17 protein-coding genes are annotated in these 16609 nt (G+C 73.1%); all 17 read left to right on the top strand.

All coding sequences use genetic code 11. The features are described from left to right. Window positions 1-84: 84 nt before the first annotated feature. The 17 genes from IF651_RS02215 (at window position 85) to metK (ending at window position 16568) form a co-directional block, all read left to right on the top strand. Window positions 85-690: a helix-turn-helix domain-containing protein gene (locus tag IF651_RS02215; RefSeq protein ID WP_191827420.1), complete on the top strand. Its 606-nt coding sequence runs from the start codon at window positions 85-87 to the stop codon at window positions 688-690. Continuing rightward, the gene (locus IF651_RS02210; protein ID WP_338403711.1) at window positions 687-1145 is read left to right on the top strand and encodes a hypothetical protein; all 459 of its coding nucleotides are present in this window, start codon (window positions 687-689) and stop codon (window positions 1143-1145) included. Before IF651_RS02215 ends, IF651_RS02210 begins: the two co-directional genes overlap by 4 nt. 148 nt (window positions 1146-1293) lie before the next feature. After that, window positions 1294-1857, top strand: coding sequence for an elongation factor P (gene efp / locus IF651_RS02205; RefSeq protein WP_191827419.1), 564 nt, complete (start codon window positions 1294-1296; stop codon window positions 1855-1857). Window positions 1858-1885: 28 nt separating this feature from the next. Next, complete coding sequence (nusB, locus tag IF651_RS02200) at window positions 1886-2305, top strand: transcription antitermination factor NusB (protein ID WP_191827418.1); 420 nt, start codon at window positions 1886-1888, stop codon at window positions 2303-2305. Window positions 2306-2473: 168 nt separating this feature from the next. Next, window positions 2474-3145, top strand: a complete 672-nt coding sequence (gene pyrR, locus IF651_RS02195; RefSeq protein WP_191827417.1) for a bifunctional pyr operon transcriptional regulator/uracil phosphoribosyltransferase PyrR — start codon at window positions 2474-2476, stop codon at window positions 3143-3145. Beyond that, window positions 3142-4203 (top strand): aspartate carbamoyltransferase catalytic subunit, encoded by a 1062-nt coding sequence (locus tag IF651_RS02190; RefSeq protein WP_191827416.1) that lies wholly within the window; start codon window positions 3142-3144, stop codon window positions 4201-4203. Before pyrR ends, IF651_RS02190 begins: the two co-directional genes overlap by 4 nt. Next, window positions 4200-5543: a dihydroorotase gene (locus IF651_RS02185; protein ID WP_191827415.1), complete on the top strand. Its 1344-nt coding sequence runs from the start codon at window positions 4200-4202 to the stop codon at window positions 5541-5543. The genes IF651_RS02190 and IF651_RS02185 overlap by 4 nt, the downstream gene beginning before the upstream one ends. A 2-nt stretch (window positions 5544-5545) precedes the next feature. After that, complete coding sequence (locus IF651_RS02180; RefSeq protein ID WP_191827590.1) at window positions 5546-6112, top strand: PH-like domain-containing protein; 567 nt, start codon at window positions 5546-5548, stop codon at window positions 6110-6112. Continuing rightward, entirely contained in the window at window positions 6109-7293 is a 1185-nt protein-coding gene (gene carA, locus IF651_RS02175) for a glutamine-hydrolyzing carbamoyl-phosphate synthase small subunit (protein WP_338403710.1), read from the top strand. Before IF651_RS02180 ends, carA begins: the two co-directional genes overlap by 4 nt. Window positions 7294-7296: 3 nt before the next feature. Beyond that, on the top strand, window positions 7297-10626 hold the full coding sequence (gene carB, locus IF651_RS02170) for a carbamoyl-phosphate synthase large subunit (protein WP_191827414.1): 3330 nt from the start codon (window positions 7297-7299) through the stop codon (window positions 10624-10626). A 32-nt stretch (window positions 10627-10658) separates the two neighbouring features. Continuing rightward, on the top strand, window positions 10659-11513 hold the full coding sequence (gene pyrF, locus IF651_RS02165) for an orotidine-5'-phosphate decarboxylase (RefSeq protein WP_191827588.1): 855 nt from the start codon (window positions 10659-10661) through the stop codon (window positions 11511-11513). Between the two features lie 33 nt (window positions 11514-11546). Further along, window positions 11547-12425 carry a tyrosine-protein phosphatase gene (locus tag IF651_RS02160; RefSeq protein ID WP_191827413.1) on the top strand — a complete coding sequence of 293 codons (879 nt, stop codon included), beginning with the start codon at window positions 11547-11549 and terminating at the stop codon, window positions 12423-12425. Between the two features lie 165 nt (window positions 12426-12590). Next, window positions 12591-12902, top strand: coding sequence for an integration host factor, actinobacterial type (gene mihF / locus IF651_RS02155; protein ID WP_191827412.1), 312 nt, complete (start codon window positions 12591-12593; stop codon window positions 12900-12902). Window positions 12903-12978: 76 nt separating this feature from the next. Further along, window positions 12979-13554, top strand: a complete 576-nt coding sequence (gene gmk, locus IF651_RS02150; RefSeq protein ID WP_191827587.1) for a guanylate kinase — start codon at window positions 12979-12981, stop codon at window positions 13552-13554. Window positions 13555-13696: 142 nt separating this feature from the next. After that, window positions 13697-13978 carry a DNA-directed RNA polymerase subunit omega gene (gene rpoZ / locus IF651_RS02145; protein WP_191827411.1) on the top strand — a complete coding sequence of 94 codons (282 nt, stop codon included), beginning with the start codon at window positions 13697-13699 and terminating at the stop codon, window positions 13976-13978. Window positions 13979-14032: 54 nt separating this feature from the next. Continuing rightward, complete coding sequence (gene coaBC, locus IF651_RS02140; RefSeq protein WP_191827410.1) at window positions 14033-15298, top strand: bifunctional phosphopantothenoylcysteine decarboxylase/phosphopantothenate--cysteine ligase CoaBC; 1266 nt, start codon at window positions 14033-14035, stop codon at window positions 15296-15298. 61 nt (window positions 15299-15359) lie between these two features. Further along, window positions 15360-16568, top strand: coding sequence for a methionine adenosyltransferase (gene metK / locus IF651_RS02135; protein WP_191827409.1), 1209 nt, complete (start codon window positions 15360-15362; stop codon window positions 16566-16568). Window positions 16569-16609: the final 41 nt, after the last annotated feature.

Here is a 16609-nt window from a genome sequence, read left to right as displayed (position 1 = left end):
TCCACGATCAACCTCCCCGCCTAGATCGGTGGCTATCAAGCTGCAAGGCTTGATGATGCTCTATCAACCATGTAGCCTTGATGCATGTTCGTGCTCACCGTGGACCAGCGCGCCAGCACCGGTCGACCCGACCGCGTGCCCGGGCTGCTGCGCCACGTCGCCGGCCGGCTCTCCGGGCGTCCCGGCGTCGTGCTCGGTTTCGAGCGCACCGTGGGTGACGAGGTCCAGGGCGTGCTCGACGACGCCACGACCGTCGTCGACCTGGTCCTCGACCTCCTGCGCGACGGCGGATGGAGCGTGGGCCTGGGCATCGGGGCCGTCGACGAGCCGCTGCCCGCGGTGTCCCGCGAGGCGTCCGGCGAGGCGTTCGTCCACGCACGCGACGCCGTCGAGCAGGCCAAGTCCCGCTCCGCGACGGAACCGGTGGCCGTGCGCGGCGGCCGGGCCGGGGGAGGGGACGAGGTCGAGGCCCTGCTGCGCCTGCTCGCCGCGGTCGCCGCGCGCCGCACCGCGAACGGGTGGGAGGCGGTCGACACGCTCGCGCGTGTGGGTGGCAGCCAGAAGGATGTGGCACGTCTGCTCGGCATCAGCGAGCAGGCGGTGAGCCAGAGGCTGCGCTCCGCGCTCTGGTCCGAGGAGACGGGGGCGCGACCCGTCGTCGCCAGACTGCTGGGGGAGGCCGACGCGTGACGATCGAACCGGTGACCGTGCTGTGGACCGTGCTCGTGTGGGTGGTGGCGCTCGCGGTGAGCGTGCTCGCGGGAGCGCCCGTCACCCAGGGAGTCCTGCGCGCCGCCTCGCGGCCCGGACGGCCCGGACGGCCCGGACGGCGCGCCGTCGACCCGGCCGCGCTGCCCGTGCCGCCGCCGCCCGCGACCGGGACGATCGGGGCAGAGGCGGTCGAGGCGTTGCGGGGCGGCACGTGGATCGGCCTGCTCGAGCGCTTCGCGATCACCGGGTGCCTGCTCGCGGGATACCCCTCCGGTATCGCGTTCGTCGTCGCGATCAAGGGGCTGGGGCGCTACCCGGAGCTGCGCGAGCACCCGGTCGCGTCGGAGCGGTTCGTCGTCGGCACGCTCGCGTCGATGACGTGGGCGGCGCTCGTCGGGGTGATCGCCGACGCCGTGCTCGGCGCACTCCGGTAGGATCGACGAGGCCCGTCTGCCGCTCCGCCCCTCCTCGTGCGCCGCACGTCCTCGCGGACCCGCGCACCGCAGTGCGCGATCCTGCGTCGCTCGACCTGGCTGAGCCTCGACAGGACGGGCCCCGAGACCCTGCGACAGGAAGACGAACGTGGCGACGACCAACGACATCAAGAACGGCACCGTGCTCCGGATCGACGGCCAGCTGTGGACCGTGATCGAGTTCCAGCACGTCAAGCCCGGCAAGGGTGGCGCGTTCGTCCGGACGAAGATGAAGAACGTCACGTCCGGCAAGACCGTCGACCGGACCTTCAACGCGGGACTGAAGATCGAGACGGCGAACGTGGACCGCCGCGACTACCAGTACCTGTACATGGACGGGGCCGACTACGTCTTCATGGACACCGACACCTACGACCAGATCATGATCACCCCGGAGGTCGTGGGCGACGCGAAGAACTACATCCTCGAGGGCCAGAACGTCCTGGTCGCCACCAACGACGGCCAGCCGCTGTACGTCGAGCTGCCCGCCTCGGTCGTGCTCGAGGTCACCTACACCGAGCCCGGTCTGCAGGGCGACCGTTCGACGGGTGGCACCAAGCCGGCGACGCTCGAGACGGGCGCGCAGATCCAGGTTCCCCTGTTCCTCGAGCAGGGCACCAAGGTCAAGGTCGACACGCGCGCCGGGTCGTACCTCGGCCGCGTGAACGACTGACCGGGCGACCGAGAGACAGCCGACTGACATGGCCGCACGCACCAAGGCGCGCAAGCGCGCGCTCGACGTCCTCTTCGAGGCGGAGCAGCGCCAGGTGGACCCGACGACGCTCCTCGCCGAGCGCGTCGCCGACCCGGGCGCGGCGCAGACCGCGCTCCCGCAGTACGCGGTGGAGATCGTCGAGGGCGTGCTCGAGCACCGTGACCGCATCGACGAGCTGATCCAGACCTACTCGCACGGGTGGACCCTCGAGCGCATGCCGTCCGTCGACCGGGCGCTGCTGCGCATCGGCGGCTGGGAGATCGTCTACAACGACGACGTCCCCGACGTCGTCGCGATCGACGAGGCGGTCGACCTCGCGCGCGAGCTGTCGACCGACGACTCGCCGTCGTTCGTCAACGGCCTGCTCGCGCGCATCACCGAGATGAAGCCGACGATCACCGCCTGACCGAGGGCCGGGAGCGCCCCGCGGGCGCGGCGTCGTGCGCCGGGTGTGACCGACGCCGCGTCCGACGGGCGGACGATCATCGCTCCCGGTCGCCCCGCGCGAGTAGGGTGGACCCGTCAGACATCCTTTAAGGCCCGTCCGGTGAGGCGGGGAAGGAGGTCGCCGAGCATGAGCTCAGGCGCTGCTGTGCCCGCATCCCGCCCATCGCCCGCCCCGTCGACGTCGCCGACCGGGACCGTCGTCCTGACGGCGGCGGACATCTCCCGTGCCCTGACCCGCATCGCCCACGAGGTCGTGGAGCGCAACAAGGGCGCGACCGACCTCGTGCTGCTGGGCATCCCGACGCGCGGCGTCCCCCTCGCGCTCCGGCTCGCCGAGCGCCTGGCCGCCATCGAGTCGGCCAACGACCCCGCCGTCACCCCGCTGGATCCTGCGACGCTCGTCGGCGAGCTCGACGTGACGATGTACCGCGACGACCTGCACCGGCACCCGACCCGCAGCATCGGCGCGACCCGCCTGCCCGCGCAGGGCATCGACGGCAAGGTCGTCGTGCTGGTCGACGACGTCCTGTACTCCGGTCGCACCATCCGCGCTGCGCTCGACGCGATCAGCGACCTCGGTCGTCCGCGGGCGGTCCAGCTCGCGGCGCTCGTCGATCGCGGGCACCGCGAGGTGCCGATCCGCCCCGACTTCGTCGGCAAGAACCTGCCCACGTCCACGAGCGAGCGGGTGCGGGTTCGGCTGAGCGAGGTCGACACCACCGACGGCGGCGCGCCGCAGCCGGACGCCGTCGTCATCCTCGGCGCCTCGGCCGGCACCGCGAGGGAGGCCCGCGCATGAGGCACCTGCTGTCCACCCAGGAGCTGACGCGCACCGAGGCGATCCGCATCCTCGACACGTCCGCGCAGATGGCGGCCACGCAGTCGCGCGAGATCAAGAAGCTGCCCACGCTGCGCGGTCGCACCGTCGTGAACCTGTTCTACGAGGACTCGACGCGCACCCGCATCTCGTTCGAGACGGCCGCGAAGCGCTTGTCCGCCGACGTCATCAACTTCTCCGCCAAGGGGTCGAGCGTGTCCAAGGGCGAGTCGCTCAAGGACACCGCCCTGACCCTGCAGGCCATGGGCGCCGACGCCGTGGTGGTGCGCCACCAGGCGTCGGGAGCGCCGCACCTGCTCGCGCACGCCGGGTGGCTCGACGCCGCGGTGGTCAATGCCGGCGACGGCACGCACCAGCACCCGACGCAGGCGCTGCTCGACGCCTACACGCTGCGCCGGCACCTGTCGGGGACCGGCCTCGAAGGGCCCGCCGGCTCCCGGCCGGACGACGCGGCCGCGCTCGGCGCAGACCTGGCCGGGCGGCACGTGGCGATCGTCGGGGACGTCCTGCACTCGCGCGTCGCGCGGTCCAACGTGCACCTGCTGCACACCCTCGGGGCGCACGTGACGCTCGTGTCGCCGCCCACGCTGCTGCCGGTGGGCGTGGGGTCGTGGCCGTGCGCGGTGTCCTACGACCTCGACGGGACTCTCGCCGGGCACGGGCACCACGGGGGCGTCGACGCCGTGATGATGCTGCGCGTGCAGCGTGAGCGCATGAGCGGCTCGGGCACGGGCGGGGGCGCGTTCTTCCCGAACCCGCTCGAGTACGCGCGCAAGTACGGGCTCGACGCGCGGCGCCTGCGCCTGCTGGACGAGCACGCGATCGTCATGCACCCGGGCCCCATGAACCGCGGGCTCGAGATCTCCGCGCAGGCGGCGGACTCGTCCCGTGCCGTCATCGTCGAGCAGGTCGCCAACGGCGTCGCGGTGCGCATGGCCGTGCTCTACCTCCTGCTCGCCGGCACCGAGGACACCCGGACGGCGACCGACACCACCATCGAAAGGGCCACCACCTCGTGACCAGCGCCGAGACCACCACGTACGTCCTGCGCGGCGCACGCCCGCTGGGCGGCGACCCCGTTGACCTCGTCCTGGCCGACGGCGTGGTCGCCCGCGTCCTGCCGGCCGGAGCAGCGCCCGCGGACGACGCGACCGTCGTCGTCGACGCGACCGGCCTCGTCGCCCTGCCCGGCCTGGTCGACCTGCACACGCACCTGCGCGAGCCGGGCCGCGAGGACGCCGAGACCATCACCTCCGGCACGCGCGCCGCCGCCGCGGGCGGCTTCACCGCGGTCCACGCGATGGCGAACACGACCCCCGTCGCAGACACCGCGGGCGTCGTCGAGCAGGTGTGGCGCATCGGTCGCGACGCCGGCTGGGTGGACGTGCACCCGGTGGGCGCCGTGAGCGTCGGGCTCGCGGGCGCACAGCTCGCCGAGCTCGGCGCCATGGCCGACTCCGCGGCCCGCGTGCGCGTCTTCTCGGACGACGGGAAGTGCGTCGCGGACCCCATCCTCATGCGTCGCGCGCTGGAGTACGTCAAGGCGTTCGACGGCGTGGTGGCCCAGCACGCGCAGGAGCCGCGCCTGACCGAGGGCGCCCAGATGAACGAGGGCGTCGTGTCCGCCGAGCTCGGCCTCGCGGGCTGGCCCGCGGTCGCGGAGGAGGCGATCATCGCGCGCGACGTGCTCCTCGCCGAGCACGTCGGCTCGCGCCTGCACGTGTGCCACCTGTCCACCGCCGGGTCCGTCGAGATCGTGCGCTGGGCCAAGGCGCGCGGGATCGACGTCACGGCGGAGGTCACGCCGCACCACCTCGTCCTGACGGACGACCTCGCGCGCGGTTACGACCCCACCTTCAAGGTCAACCCGCCGCTGCGGACCGCGGCCGACGTCGAGGCCGTGCGGGCCGGCCTCGCCGACGGCACGATCGACATCGTCGCGACCGACCACGCGCCGCACACGCGCGAGGACAAGGACTGCGAGTGGGCCGCCGCCGCGTTCGGCATGACGGGGCTGGAGACCGCGCTGAGCGTCGTGCAGGACACCATGGTCGACACCGGCCGCATCACGTGGGCCGACGTCGCACGCGTGCTGTCCGCCGCGCCGGCCCGGATCGGCCGCATCGAGACCGGCCCGAGCGCGCAGGGCCGGCCCCTCGCCGAGGGCGAGCCCGCCAACGTGACGCTCGTCGACCCGGCCGCGCGACGGGTCGTCGACGGGGCCGAGCAGGTCACGGGGAGCGACAACACCCCCTTCCAGGGCCGCGAGCTGCCCGGCCGGGTCGTCGCGACGTTCCTGCGCGGCCGCGCGACCGTGCTCGACGGCGAACCCGTCGACCCCGCGGAGGTGGGCGCGTGAGCATGCCCGTCCCCGTCGCGGTCGGCCTGTGGGTCGTCCTCGGTGTCGTGCTGCTCGCACTCGTGCTGACCGGCCGGCGCCGGCTCGCGCGCCGCACGCGCGGTATCGTCCCGGCACCACCGGCCGTGCCGGGCGAGGCCGACCGTGGCGCCGTCGTGCTCGACCCGGTCGACGCGCTGTACGTCGTGAGCACCCTCGCGGGCGACTGGCTCGCCCGCGTCGGCGCCCACGGGCTCGGCGACCGGTCGCGCGCCACCGTCACCGTGCACGACGACGGCGTGCACGTCGCACGCGCGGGGGCACCCGACCTGTGGATCCCCGCGGACGCCGTGCGCGCCGGCGCCCTCTCACCCGGCATGGCCGGCAAGTTCGTGGGCAAGGACGCGATCGTCGTCGTGACCTGGCAGGTACCGGGCGACCCGGTCGCGGCCACGGGTACGGCGGCGTCCGACGCACCCGAGCCCGTGCGCCTCGACACCGGCCTCATGCCCCGACACCACGACGACGTGCCCCGCCTGCTCGCCGCCCTCCAGGACCTCGCAGACCCGACCGACAAGGAAGACCAGTGACCACCACCGCAAACCCCGACCGGGCCCTGCTCGTCCTCGAGGACGGCACGGTGCACAGCGGACGCGCCTACGGCGCGCGCGGCACCACCGTGGGCGAGATCGTCTTCAACACCGGCATGACCGGTTACCAGGAGACGCTCACCGACCCGTCCTACCACCGCCAGATCGTCGTGATGACCGCGCCGCACATCGGCAACACCGGCGTGAACGACGAGGACCGGGAGTCAGGCCGGATCTGGGTCGCCGGGTACGTCGTGCGCGACCCAGCGCGTCGCGCGTCGAGCTGGCGCTCGCAGCGGAGCCTCGACGACGAGCTCGAGGACCAGGGCGTCGTCGGCATCAGCGACGTCGACACCCGCGCCCTCACCCGGCACCTGCGCGAGCTCGGCGTCATGCGCGCCGGCATCTTCTCCGGCGACGCGCTCGTGCGCGACGGGCGGGCCCGCACCGACGAGGACCTCGTCGCCGAGGTCCGCCGGGCGCCCGCCATGTCCGGCGCCGACCTCGCCCAGGAGGTCAGCACCGACACGGCGTACGTCGTCGAGCCGGTCGAGGGCTCGACGCCCGACGGCACGCCGGTCGCGACCGTCGTCGCGGTCGACCTGGGCATCAAGTCGATGACCCCGCAGCGGCTCGCGGAACGCGGCGTCCGGGTGCACGTCGTGCCGGCCGCGGCCACGAACGAGCAGATCGACGCCCTCGAGCCGGACGGCGTGTTCTTCTCCAACGGCCCCGGCGACCCCGCCGCGGCGACCCACGAGGTGGAGCTCCTGCGCGGTGTGCTGGACCGGCGCACACCCTTCTTCGGCATCTGCTTCGGCAACCAGATCCTCGGCCGCGCCCTCGGCTACGGCACGTACAAGCTCGCCTACGGCCACCGGGGCATCAACCAGCCGGTCATGGACCGGCGCACCCGCACCGTCGAGGTCACGGCGCACAACCACGGCTTCGCCGTCGACGCCCCCCTCGAGGGTGAGTCCACGGCCCCGCACGACGACGGCCGCTACGGACGCGTCGTCGTCTCCCACGTCGGGCTGAACGACCAGGTGGTCGAAGGGCTCGAGTGCCTCGACCTGCCCGCGTTCTCCGTCCAGTACCACCCCGAGGCCGCGGCGGGCCCCCATGACGCCGCCTACCTCTTCGACCGCTTCGTCGAGCTCATGACCAGCAAGGAGAACTGACCCGTGCCTCGCAGAACCGACATCTCCAGCGTCCTGGTCATCGGGTCCGGTCCCATCGTCATCGGCCAGGCCTGCGAGTTCGACTACTCCGGCACCCAGGCGTGCCGCGTGCTCCGGGAGGAGGGCCTGCGGGTCATCCTCGTCAACTCCAACCCGGCCACGATCATGACCGACCCCGAGTTCGCCGACGCCACCTACGTCGAGCCCATCACGACCGAGGTCCTGACGTCGATCATCGCCAAGGAGCGCCCCGACGCGCTCCTGCCCACCCTCGGCGGGCAGACGGCTCTCAACGCGGCGATCGCCCTCGACGAGGCCGGCGTGCTCGAGCAGTACGACGTCGAGCTCATCGGCGCGAACATCCCCGCCATCCAGAAGGGCGAGGACCGCCAGCAGTTCAAGGACGTCGTCGAGGTGTGCGGCGGCGAGTCCGCCCGCTCGGTCATCGTCCACACGGTCGACGAGGCCGTCGCGGCCGCGGACGAGCTCGGCTACCCGATGGTCGTGCGCCCGTCCTACACGATGGGCGGTCTCGGCTCCGGCTTCGCCTGGGACGAGCCGCAGCTGCGTCAGATCGTCGGCCAGGGCCTGCACTACTCGCCGGTCACCGAGGTTCTGCTCGAGGAGTCCATCCTCGGGTGGAAGGAGTACGAGCTCGAGCTCATGCGCGACAAGCACGACAACGTCGTGGTCGTGTGCTCGATCGAGAACGTCGACCCCGTCGGCGTGCACACGGGCGACTCGATCACGGTCGCGCCCGCGCTCACCCTTACCGACCGCGAGTACCAGAAGCTGCGCGACATCGGCATCGCCGTCATCCGTGAGGTCGGCGTCGACACCGGCGGGTGCAACATCCAGTTCGCCGTCGACCCCGACACGGGCCGGATCATCGTGATCGAGATGAACCCCCGCGTGTCGCGGTCGTCGGCGCTCGCGTCCAAGGCGACGGGCTTCCCGATCGCGAAGATCGCCGCGAAGCTCGCCGTGGGCTACACGCTGGACGAGATCCCGAACGACATCACGCAGGTCACCCCGGCGTCGTTCGAGCCCACGCTCGACTACGTCGTGGTCAAGGTGCCGAGGTTCGCGTTCGAGAAGTTCCCCGCGGCCGACGACACGCTGACCACCACCATGAAGTCGGTCGGTGAGGCCATGTCGCTCGGGCGCAACTTCACCGAGGCGCTCGGCAAGGCGCTGCGCTCGATCGACAAGTCCGGGTCGACGTTCCACTGGGACGGCGAGCCGGTCGCGGGCGCGGAGCTGGACGCGCTCCTCGAGCGGATCGCCCGGCCGACCGAGAACCGGCTCATCGGCGTCCAGCAGGCGCTGCGGGCCGGGGCGAGCATCGAGCAGGTGTTCGACGCGACCAAGATCGACCCGTGGTTCCTCGACCAGGTCCAGCTCGTCAACGAGGTCGCGGCCCGGGTCGCGGGAGCGCACGCGCTCACCGAGGACGTGCTGCGGGAGGCGAAGAAGCACGGGCTGTCCGACGTGCAGGTCGCGCGGCTGCGCCGGATGGGCCCGGCGGGCGAGGCGACGGTGCGCGAGGTGCGCCGCGCCCTGGGGGTGCGTCCGGTGTACAAGACGGTCGACACGTGCGCGGCGGAGTTCGCGGCGCGCACGCCGTACCACTACTCGACCTACGACCGCGAGAGCGAGGTGGCCCCGCGCGAGCGCGAGGCCGTCATCATCCTCGGGTCCGGGCCCAACCGCATCGGGCAGGGCATCGAGTTCGACTACTCGTGCGTGCACGCCGCGCTGACCCTGCACGAGCGCTACGACACCGTCATGGTCAACTGCAACCCGGAGACGGTCTCGACCGACTACGACACGTCGGACCGCCTGTACTTCGAGCCGCTCACGTTCGAGGACGTGCTCGAGGTCTACGAGGCGGAGCTCGCCGCCGGTCCCGTCAAGGGCGTCATCGTCCAGCTCGGTGGCCAGACCCCGCTCTCGCTCGCCCAGCGCCTGGCCGACGCCGGTCTGCCGATCCTCGGCACGAGCCCGGAGGCGATCGACGCGGCCGAGGACCGCGGCGTGTTCGGGCGCGTGCTGGCCGACGCCGGCCTGCCCGCTCCCGCGTTCGGCACCGCCCGCACGCTGGACGAGGCGCGCGACGTCGCGACGGGCATCGGCTACCCGGTGCTGGTGCGGCCGTCCTACGTCCTGGGCGGGCGCGGCATGGAGATCGTCTACTCGGTCGAGCAGCTCACCGAGTACGTCGAGCGCGCCCTGGTCGCCGCGGCGGCCGACGAGCGCAATGCCGGCGGGCTGCTGCCCGCGCCGCTGCTCATCGACCGCTTCCTCGACGACGCGATGGAGATCGACGTCGACGCGCTGTTCGACGGCGCCGAGATGTTCCTCGGTGGCGTCATGGAGCACATCGAGGAGGCGGGCATCCACTCGGGCGACTCGGCGTGCGTCCTGCCGCCCGTCTCCCTCTCCGAGGCCGAGATCGAGCGCATCCGCCGCTCGACCGAGGCGATCGCGCGGGGCGTGGGGGTGCGCGGGCTGCTGAACGTGCAGTACGCGCTCGTGTCCGACGTGCTCTACGTGCTCGAGGCGAACCCGCGTGCGTCGCGCACGGTCCCGTTCGTGTCCAAGGCCACGGGCACGTCGCTCGCCAAGGCCGCCGCCCGGGTCATGGTGGGGGAGAGCATCGCCGACCTGCGCGCCGAGGGCATCCTGCCCGCGACGGGGGACGGTGGGACGCTGCCGCTCGACGCGCCGATCGCCGTCAAGGAGGCCGTGCTGCCGTTCAAGCGGTTCCGCACGACGGACGGCACGGTCGTGGACACGGTGCTCGGCCCGGAGATGCGGTCGACCGGCGAGGTGATGGGCTTCGACGTCGACTTCCCGCACGCGTTCGCGAAGTCGCAGGCGGCCGCCTTCGGCGGTCTGCCGACCGCGGGCCGGGTGTTCGTCTCGGTCGCCGACCGCGACAAGCGCTCGATCGTCTTCCCGGTCAAGCGCCTCGCGGAGCTCGGGTTCGAGATCCTCGCGACGGGCGGCACGGCGAGCGTGCTGCGCCGCAACGGCATCGCGTCACGCGTGGTGCGCAAGTTCTCCTCCGGCCGGGGCCCCGACGGCGAGCCGACGATCGTCGACCTCATCACCGACGGGCAGGTGGACCTCGTGGTCAACACCCCGTCGGGGCAGGGGGCTCGCGCCGACGGGTACGAGATCCGGGCCGCCACCACGGCTGCGGACAAGCCGATCGCCACGACGATCGACCAGCTCGCCGCAGCGGTGCAGGGCATCGAGGCGGTCCTCGCCGGACCGTTCGAGGTCGCGAGCCTGCAGGAGCACATGGCGGCGGGAGCGGGCGAGTGAACGAGCCGTTCGGTGCACGCCTCGCGGCCGCGATGGACGACCACGGGCCGCTGTGCGTGGGCATCGACCCGCACGCGGGCCTGCTCGAGGCCTGGGGCCTGCCGGACGACGCCGAGGGCCTGCGCACGTTCGGCCTGCGGGTCGTCGAGGCCGTCGGCGGCCGGGTGGCCGCGGTCAAGCCGCAGGCGGCGTTCTTCGAGCGGCACGGTTCTCGCGGGCTCGCGGCGCTGGAGGACGTGATCGCGGCCGCCCGCGCCGCAGGGACGCTCGTCGTCGTCGACGCCAAGCGCGGCGACATCGGGTCGACGATGGCCGCGTACGCCGAGGCGTTCCTCCGGGACGGCTCGCCGCTCGCGGGGGACGCCCTGACGGTGTCTCCGTACCTCGGTTTCGGGGCCCTCACGCCAGCCGTCGACCTGGCGCTGTCGTCGGGTCGCGGTCTGTTCGTGCTGTGCCTGACCTCCAACAAGGAGGGGCACGAGGTCCAGCACGCCCGGACGGTCGCCGACCGTGGCACGGGTGGTGGCACCGGCGAGGCGGGTGCCAGCGTGGCCGCGACCATGGCTGCGCACGCGGCATCGCTCAACGCGGACGCCGACCCGCTCGGATCGATCGGTCTCGTCGTCGGCGCGACGATCGGCGACGCCGCGGCAACCACGGGCACCGACCTGGCCGCCGTCAACGGGCCGCTGCTCGCGCCCGGTGTCGGCGCGCAGGGAGGCGGCGCCGCAGAGCTCGCCGCGGTGTTCGGTGCGGCGCGCCGTCAGGTGCTCGCGTCGTCCTCGCGCGGCGTGCTGCGCGCGGGCCCGGACGTCGGCGCGCTGCGGGCGGCGGCGCGGCTCGCCGCCGCCGAGGCGTCGGCGGCGCTGCGCCGGTCCGCCGCGTAGCGGCACGCGGACGCGCCTGACACACTGCCGTCCATGAGCAGCGCACCCGACCCGACCGGCGCGAACGTCCATCCTGCCGCCGCCGGGGGTACCGGTTCACGCGCTCCGGGAGCGATCGACGTCCCGGGCACGTGGAACGCGCGGGACGTCGGCGGGCGCGCGGTGCCGCGGGGCTCGGACGGCCCGCTCGCGACCGGGGTGCTGCTGCGCACCGCGAGCCTGGCCGGCCTGACGGCGCAGGGTGGCCAGGTGCTGTCGGCCCTCGGTGTGAGGACGGTCCTGGACCTGCGGGGCGAGCACGAGGTGCGGCGCGACGGCGCCGACGCCGTTCCCGGCGGGATCGAGGTCGTGCGGCGAGCGATGGACCCGGCCGTCGGCGCAGGGCGCGCAGCGGGATCCGCCGAGCGGGACCGCGCACCGTCCGCGGACCCGGGAGCGCTGATCGCGGGTCTGGTCGACGCTCCCGACCCGGCCGCCGTCGCCCGCTCGATGATGCTGGGCGTGTACGCGACGTTCGTCACGGACCCCGGGATCCGCGCGACCGTGGGCCGCGTGCTCGCGGACGTCGCGCAGGCGCCGGGCACGAGCGTCGTGCACTGCTCGGCGGGCAAGGACCGCACGGGGTGGGTGGTCGCGCTCGTGCAGCACGTGGTCGGCGTGGCCGAGGCGGACCGGATGGACGAGTACCTGGCGAGCGCTGCAGCGGTCGACGGGCTGGCGGCGACGCTGCCGCCGATCCCCGGGCTGGACCCGACCGCGCTGGCGCCGTTGCTCACGGTCGAGCCCGACTACCTGACCAGCGCGTGGGAGCTCGCGAGCCGCGAGCACGGAGGGATCGACGAGTACCTGGTGTCCTGCGGCGTCACCGCCGAGGTCCGCGACGCGCTCGTGCGGCGGTTCGTCGCGGGCTGATCCGTGCGACGCGCGGGCCGTTGTCGTTGCCGGATCGCTCGAGGATCGCTAGTTTCGAGGGGTCGGTCCACTGCGTCGCTGCTGGTCCACCCGGTGCGAAGGCACCTGGCGCGACGCCCCGGCCCGTGCGCGGCCCATCCGCCTGACGACGAGTAGGTGACTTTCGTGGCACTTCCATCCCTGACCCCGGAACAGCGAGCGGCGGCACTCGAGAAGGCCGCGGAGGCCCGTCGTGTGCGCGCCGAGGTGAAGAACAGGCTCAAGTACTCCCAGGGGTCGCTCAAGGAGGTCATCGAGCGCGGCCAGAACGACGACATGATCGGCAAGCTCAAGGTCGTCGCGCTGCTCGAGTCCCTGCCCGGCGTGGGTAAGGTGAAGGCCCGGGCGATCATGGAGGAGATCGGGATCGCCGAGACACGTCGTGTCCGTGGTCTGGGCCCGCACCAGTCCGCGGCCCTCATCGAGAGGTTTGGCTGACATTTCCGCGCACTCTCCCGCGCCGACGCCCCCGGGCGTCGGCGCCCACAGTTCTGCCCACCCCGCGGCGTCCGAGGTGCCCGCCCGGCTGACCGTCCTGGCCGGGCCGACGGCGGTCGGCAAGGGCACGGTCTCCGCCGACGTGCGCGACCGCTACCCGGAGGTGTGGTTGTCGGTGTCGGCGACCACGCGGGCGCCCCGGCCCGGCGAGGTCGACGGCGTCCACTACCGGTTCGTCGGCACCCAGGAGTTCGCGCGGATGGTCGCCGACCACGAGCTGCTCGAGTGGGCGGTGGTGCACGGTCGCAACAGCTATGGCACCCCCCGCCGCGAGGTGGAGAAGCGGCTGTCCACCGGTGTCCCGGCGCTCCTCGAGATCGACCTGCAGGGCGCGCGGCAGGTGCGGGCGTCCATGCCGCAGGCGCGGTTCGTGTTCCTCGCGCCGCCGAGCTGGGACGAGCTCGTGCGGCGCCTGGTCGGCCGTGGCACGGAGGACGCGGAGGAGCGCGAGCGGAGGCTCGCGACGGCGCAGGTCGAGCTCGCGGCGGAGGCGGAGTTCGACCACGTGATCGTGAACGACGACGTGCACCGCGCGACCGACGAGCTGGTCCGGATCATGGGGTTGACGCCGAGGCCGGTGCCGAGCGAGTAGGATGGAGGGTCGGTGCGTGGTGCATGCGTGTCGCGCGCGCCACCGGCGTGCACAGTCGGCCGGCCCGCGAGCCGCTCGCCCGCGCCACCGAGATCCGCTGCAGCGTCGGGCTGCAGAACCGAGACCACCCACGGAGCTGAACGTGTCCGGAACCGTCGCCGCCCCCGAGGGCATCACCGACCCGCCCATCGACGACCTGCTCGAGCACGTCGACTCGAAGTACGCCCTGGTCATCTACTCGGCCAGCCGTGCGCGCCAGATCAACGCCTACTACTCGCAGCTGAGCGAGGGCCTGCTGGAGAACGTCGGCCCGCTGCTGGAGACCCGGCACCAGGAGAAGCCGCTGTCGATCGCGATGCGAGAGATCAGCGCCGGGCTGCTCACGATCGAGAGCATCGAGCCCGCCGAGGGCTCGCAGGACTGAGAACGAGACGCCGCGTCCCTGTCGGGGCGCGGCGTTCGTGCGTGAGGAGATCGGATGCGCATCGTCCTCGGCGTCAGCGGTGGTGTCGCCGCCTACAAGGCCGTGCTGCTGCTGCGGCTGCTGCGTGAGCAGGGCCATGCGGTGCGTGTGGTGCCCACCGCGGCGGCGTTGCGGTTCGTGGGCGCGCCCACGTGGGAGGCGCTCTCGGGCGAGCCGGCGACCGACCAGGTCTTCGAGGACGTCGAGTACGTCCCGCACGTCGCCCTGGGCCAGGGCGCTGACCTCGTGGTCGTGGCCCCCGCGACGGCCGACCTGCTCGCGCGCGCGGCGACGGGCCGTGCGGACGACCTGCTGACGTCGACCCTGCTCACGGCCCGGTGCCCGGTCGTCATGGCGCCGGCGATGCACACGGAGATGTGGGAGCACCCGGCGACCGTCGCGAACGTCGCGACGCTGCGTGCACGAGGTGTCCACCTGATCGAGCCGGCGACCGGCCGGCTCACCGGCGCGGACTCGGGGCCGGGCCGACTGCCCGAGCCGGCGGAGATCGCGCGGTTCGCGCTCGGGGTCGCGCGGGTCCCCGGCTCGACGGCGGGTGGCGCGGGTGCGCCGGTCGCGCAGGACCTCGCGGGCCGGCGGGTCGTCGTCTCGGCCGGCGGGACGCGTGAGCCGATCGATCCGGTGCGCTTCATCGGGAACCGGTCGAGCGGTCGCCAGGGTGTCGCTCTGGCCCAGGCGGCCCGGGAGCGGGGTGCGCACGTGACGCTGGTGGCGGCGAACCTGACCGTGCCGGTCCCGCCCGACGTGGCCGACGAGGTCGTGGAGGTCGAGACGACGGCCGAGCTGCGCGACGCCGTGCGCGGCGCGGCGGCCGGCGCCGACGTGGTGGTCATGGCCGCCGCGGTGGCCGACTTCCGTCCGGCGAGCGTTCCGGGCGCGAAGATCAAGAAGGTCGCCGGCTCCGAGCCCGCGCCGATCGCGCTCGTGGAGAACCCGGACGTGCTCGCCGAGCTCGCGCGGCACCGCCTGCGCGACTCCCAGGTCGTGGTCGGGTTCGCTGCGGAGACGGGTGACGACGCCGGATCAGTCCTCGAGCACGGCCGGGCGAAGGCACGTCGCAAGGGCGCCGACCTGCTCGCCGTGAACGCGGTGGGCAGCGGGATCGGGTTCGGCACCTCGATGAACGACGTCACGTTGCTCGACGGCGCGGGGGGCGTCGTGGCGGCGGCGAGCGGGACCAAGCGCGAGGTCGCGGACGCGATGTGGGACGCGGTCGTCAAGCACGCGCTACCGTCGACCGGTGACGTGTCGACCGGGTGAAGTGTCACATCTCGCCTGATGGATGCTTCTGTTCAGCAAGCAAGACAGTAGGCTGTGCGGCATGGCAGATCTGCGTCTCTTCACGTCCGAGTCGGTCACCGAGGGGCACCCGGACAAGGTCTGTGACCAGATCTCCGACTCGATCCTCGACGCGCTCCTGACGCAGGACCCGTCGTCGCGCGTCGCGGTCGAGACGATGGTCACGACCGGTCTCGTGCACGTCGCGGGCGAGGTGACCACGGAGGCGTACGTCGAGATCCCGCAGATCGTGCGCGACGTCGTGCGGCGCATCGGGTACACGTCGTCGGCCATCGGGTTCGACGGCGACTCGTGCGGGGTGTCGGTCTCGATCGGCCAGCAGTCGCCGGACATCGCGCAGGGCGTCGACAAGAGCCTCGAGGAGCGGGACGACACGGACGCGCCCGGCGCGGGCCACGACCCGTTCGACGCGCAGGGTGCGGGCGACCAGGGACTGATGTTCGGCTACGCGAGCGACGACACGCCGAGCCTCATGCCGCTCCCGATCTGGCTCGCGCACCGCCTCGCGGAGCGGCTCGCGCTCGTGCGTCGCGACGGCTCGGTCGCCGGCCTGCGCCCGGACGGCAAGACCCAGGTCACGGTCGGGTACGACGGCGAGCGCGCCGTGAGCCTCGACACCGTGGTCCTGTCGACCCAGCACGACCCGGACGTCGTGCAGGACACGCTGCGCGCGGCCGTGGCCGACGAGGTCGTGGCACCGGTGCTCGCCGCGGCCGGGGTGGACCTGGACACGCGCGAGACCCGGCTCATCGTCAACCCGACGGGCACGTTCGTCATCGGCGGCCCGCAGGGCGACGCCGGCCTGACGGGCCGCAAGATCATCGTGGACACCTATGGGGGCATGTCCCGCCACGGTGGCGGCGCGTTCTCCGGCAAGGACCCCTCGAAGGTCGACCGCTCCGCGGCGTACGCGATGCGGTGGGTCGCCAAGAACGTGGTCGCGGCCGGCCTCGCCCGGCGCTGCGAGGTGCAGGTCGCGTACGCGATCGGCAAGGCGCACCCGGTGGGCCTGTACGTCGAGACGTTCGGGACCGAGACGGTGCCGTCCGAGCGGATCACGGCCGCCATCCGTGAGGTGTTCGACCTGCGGCCCGCCGCGATCATCCGCGACCTGGACCTGCTGCGCCCGGTCTACGCCGCGACCGCGGCGTACGGGCACTTCGGGCGTGAGCTGCCCGGGTTCACGTGGGAGCGCACGGACCGCGTCGAGGACCTGCGCTCGGTCGTGTGACCGGTCCGCGACGCCGAGATCGCCGCAGGGTGGTGCGGGTG

This window comes from Cellulosimicrobium arenosum, from assembly GCF_014837295.1.
In the GTDB taxonomy this organism is placed as follows: domain Bacteria; phylum Actinomycetota; class Actinomycetes; order Actinomycetales; family Cellulomonadaceae; genus Cellulosimicrobium; species Cellulosimicrobium arenosum.
This window is presented reverse-complemented; position numbering and strand designations above follow the sequence as displayed.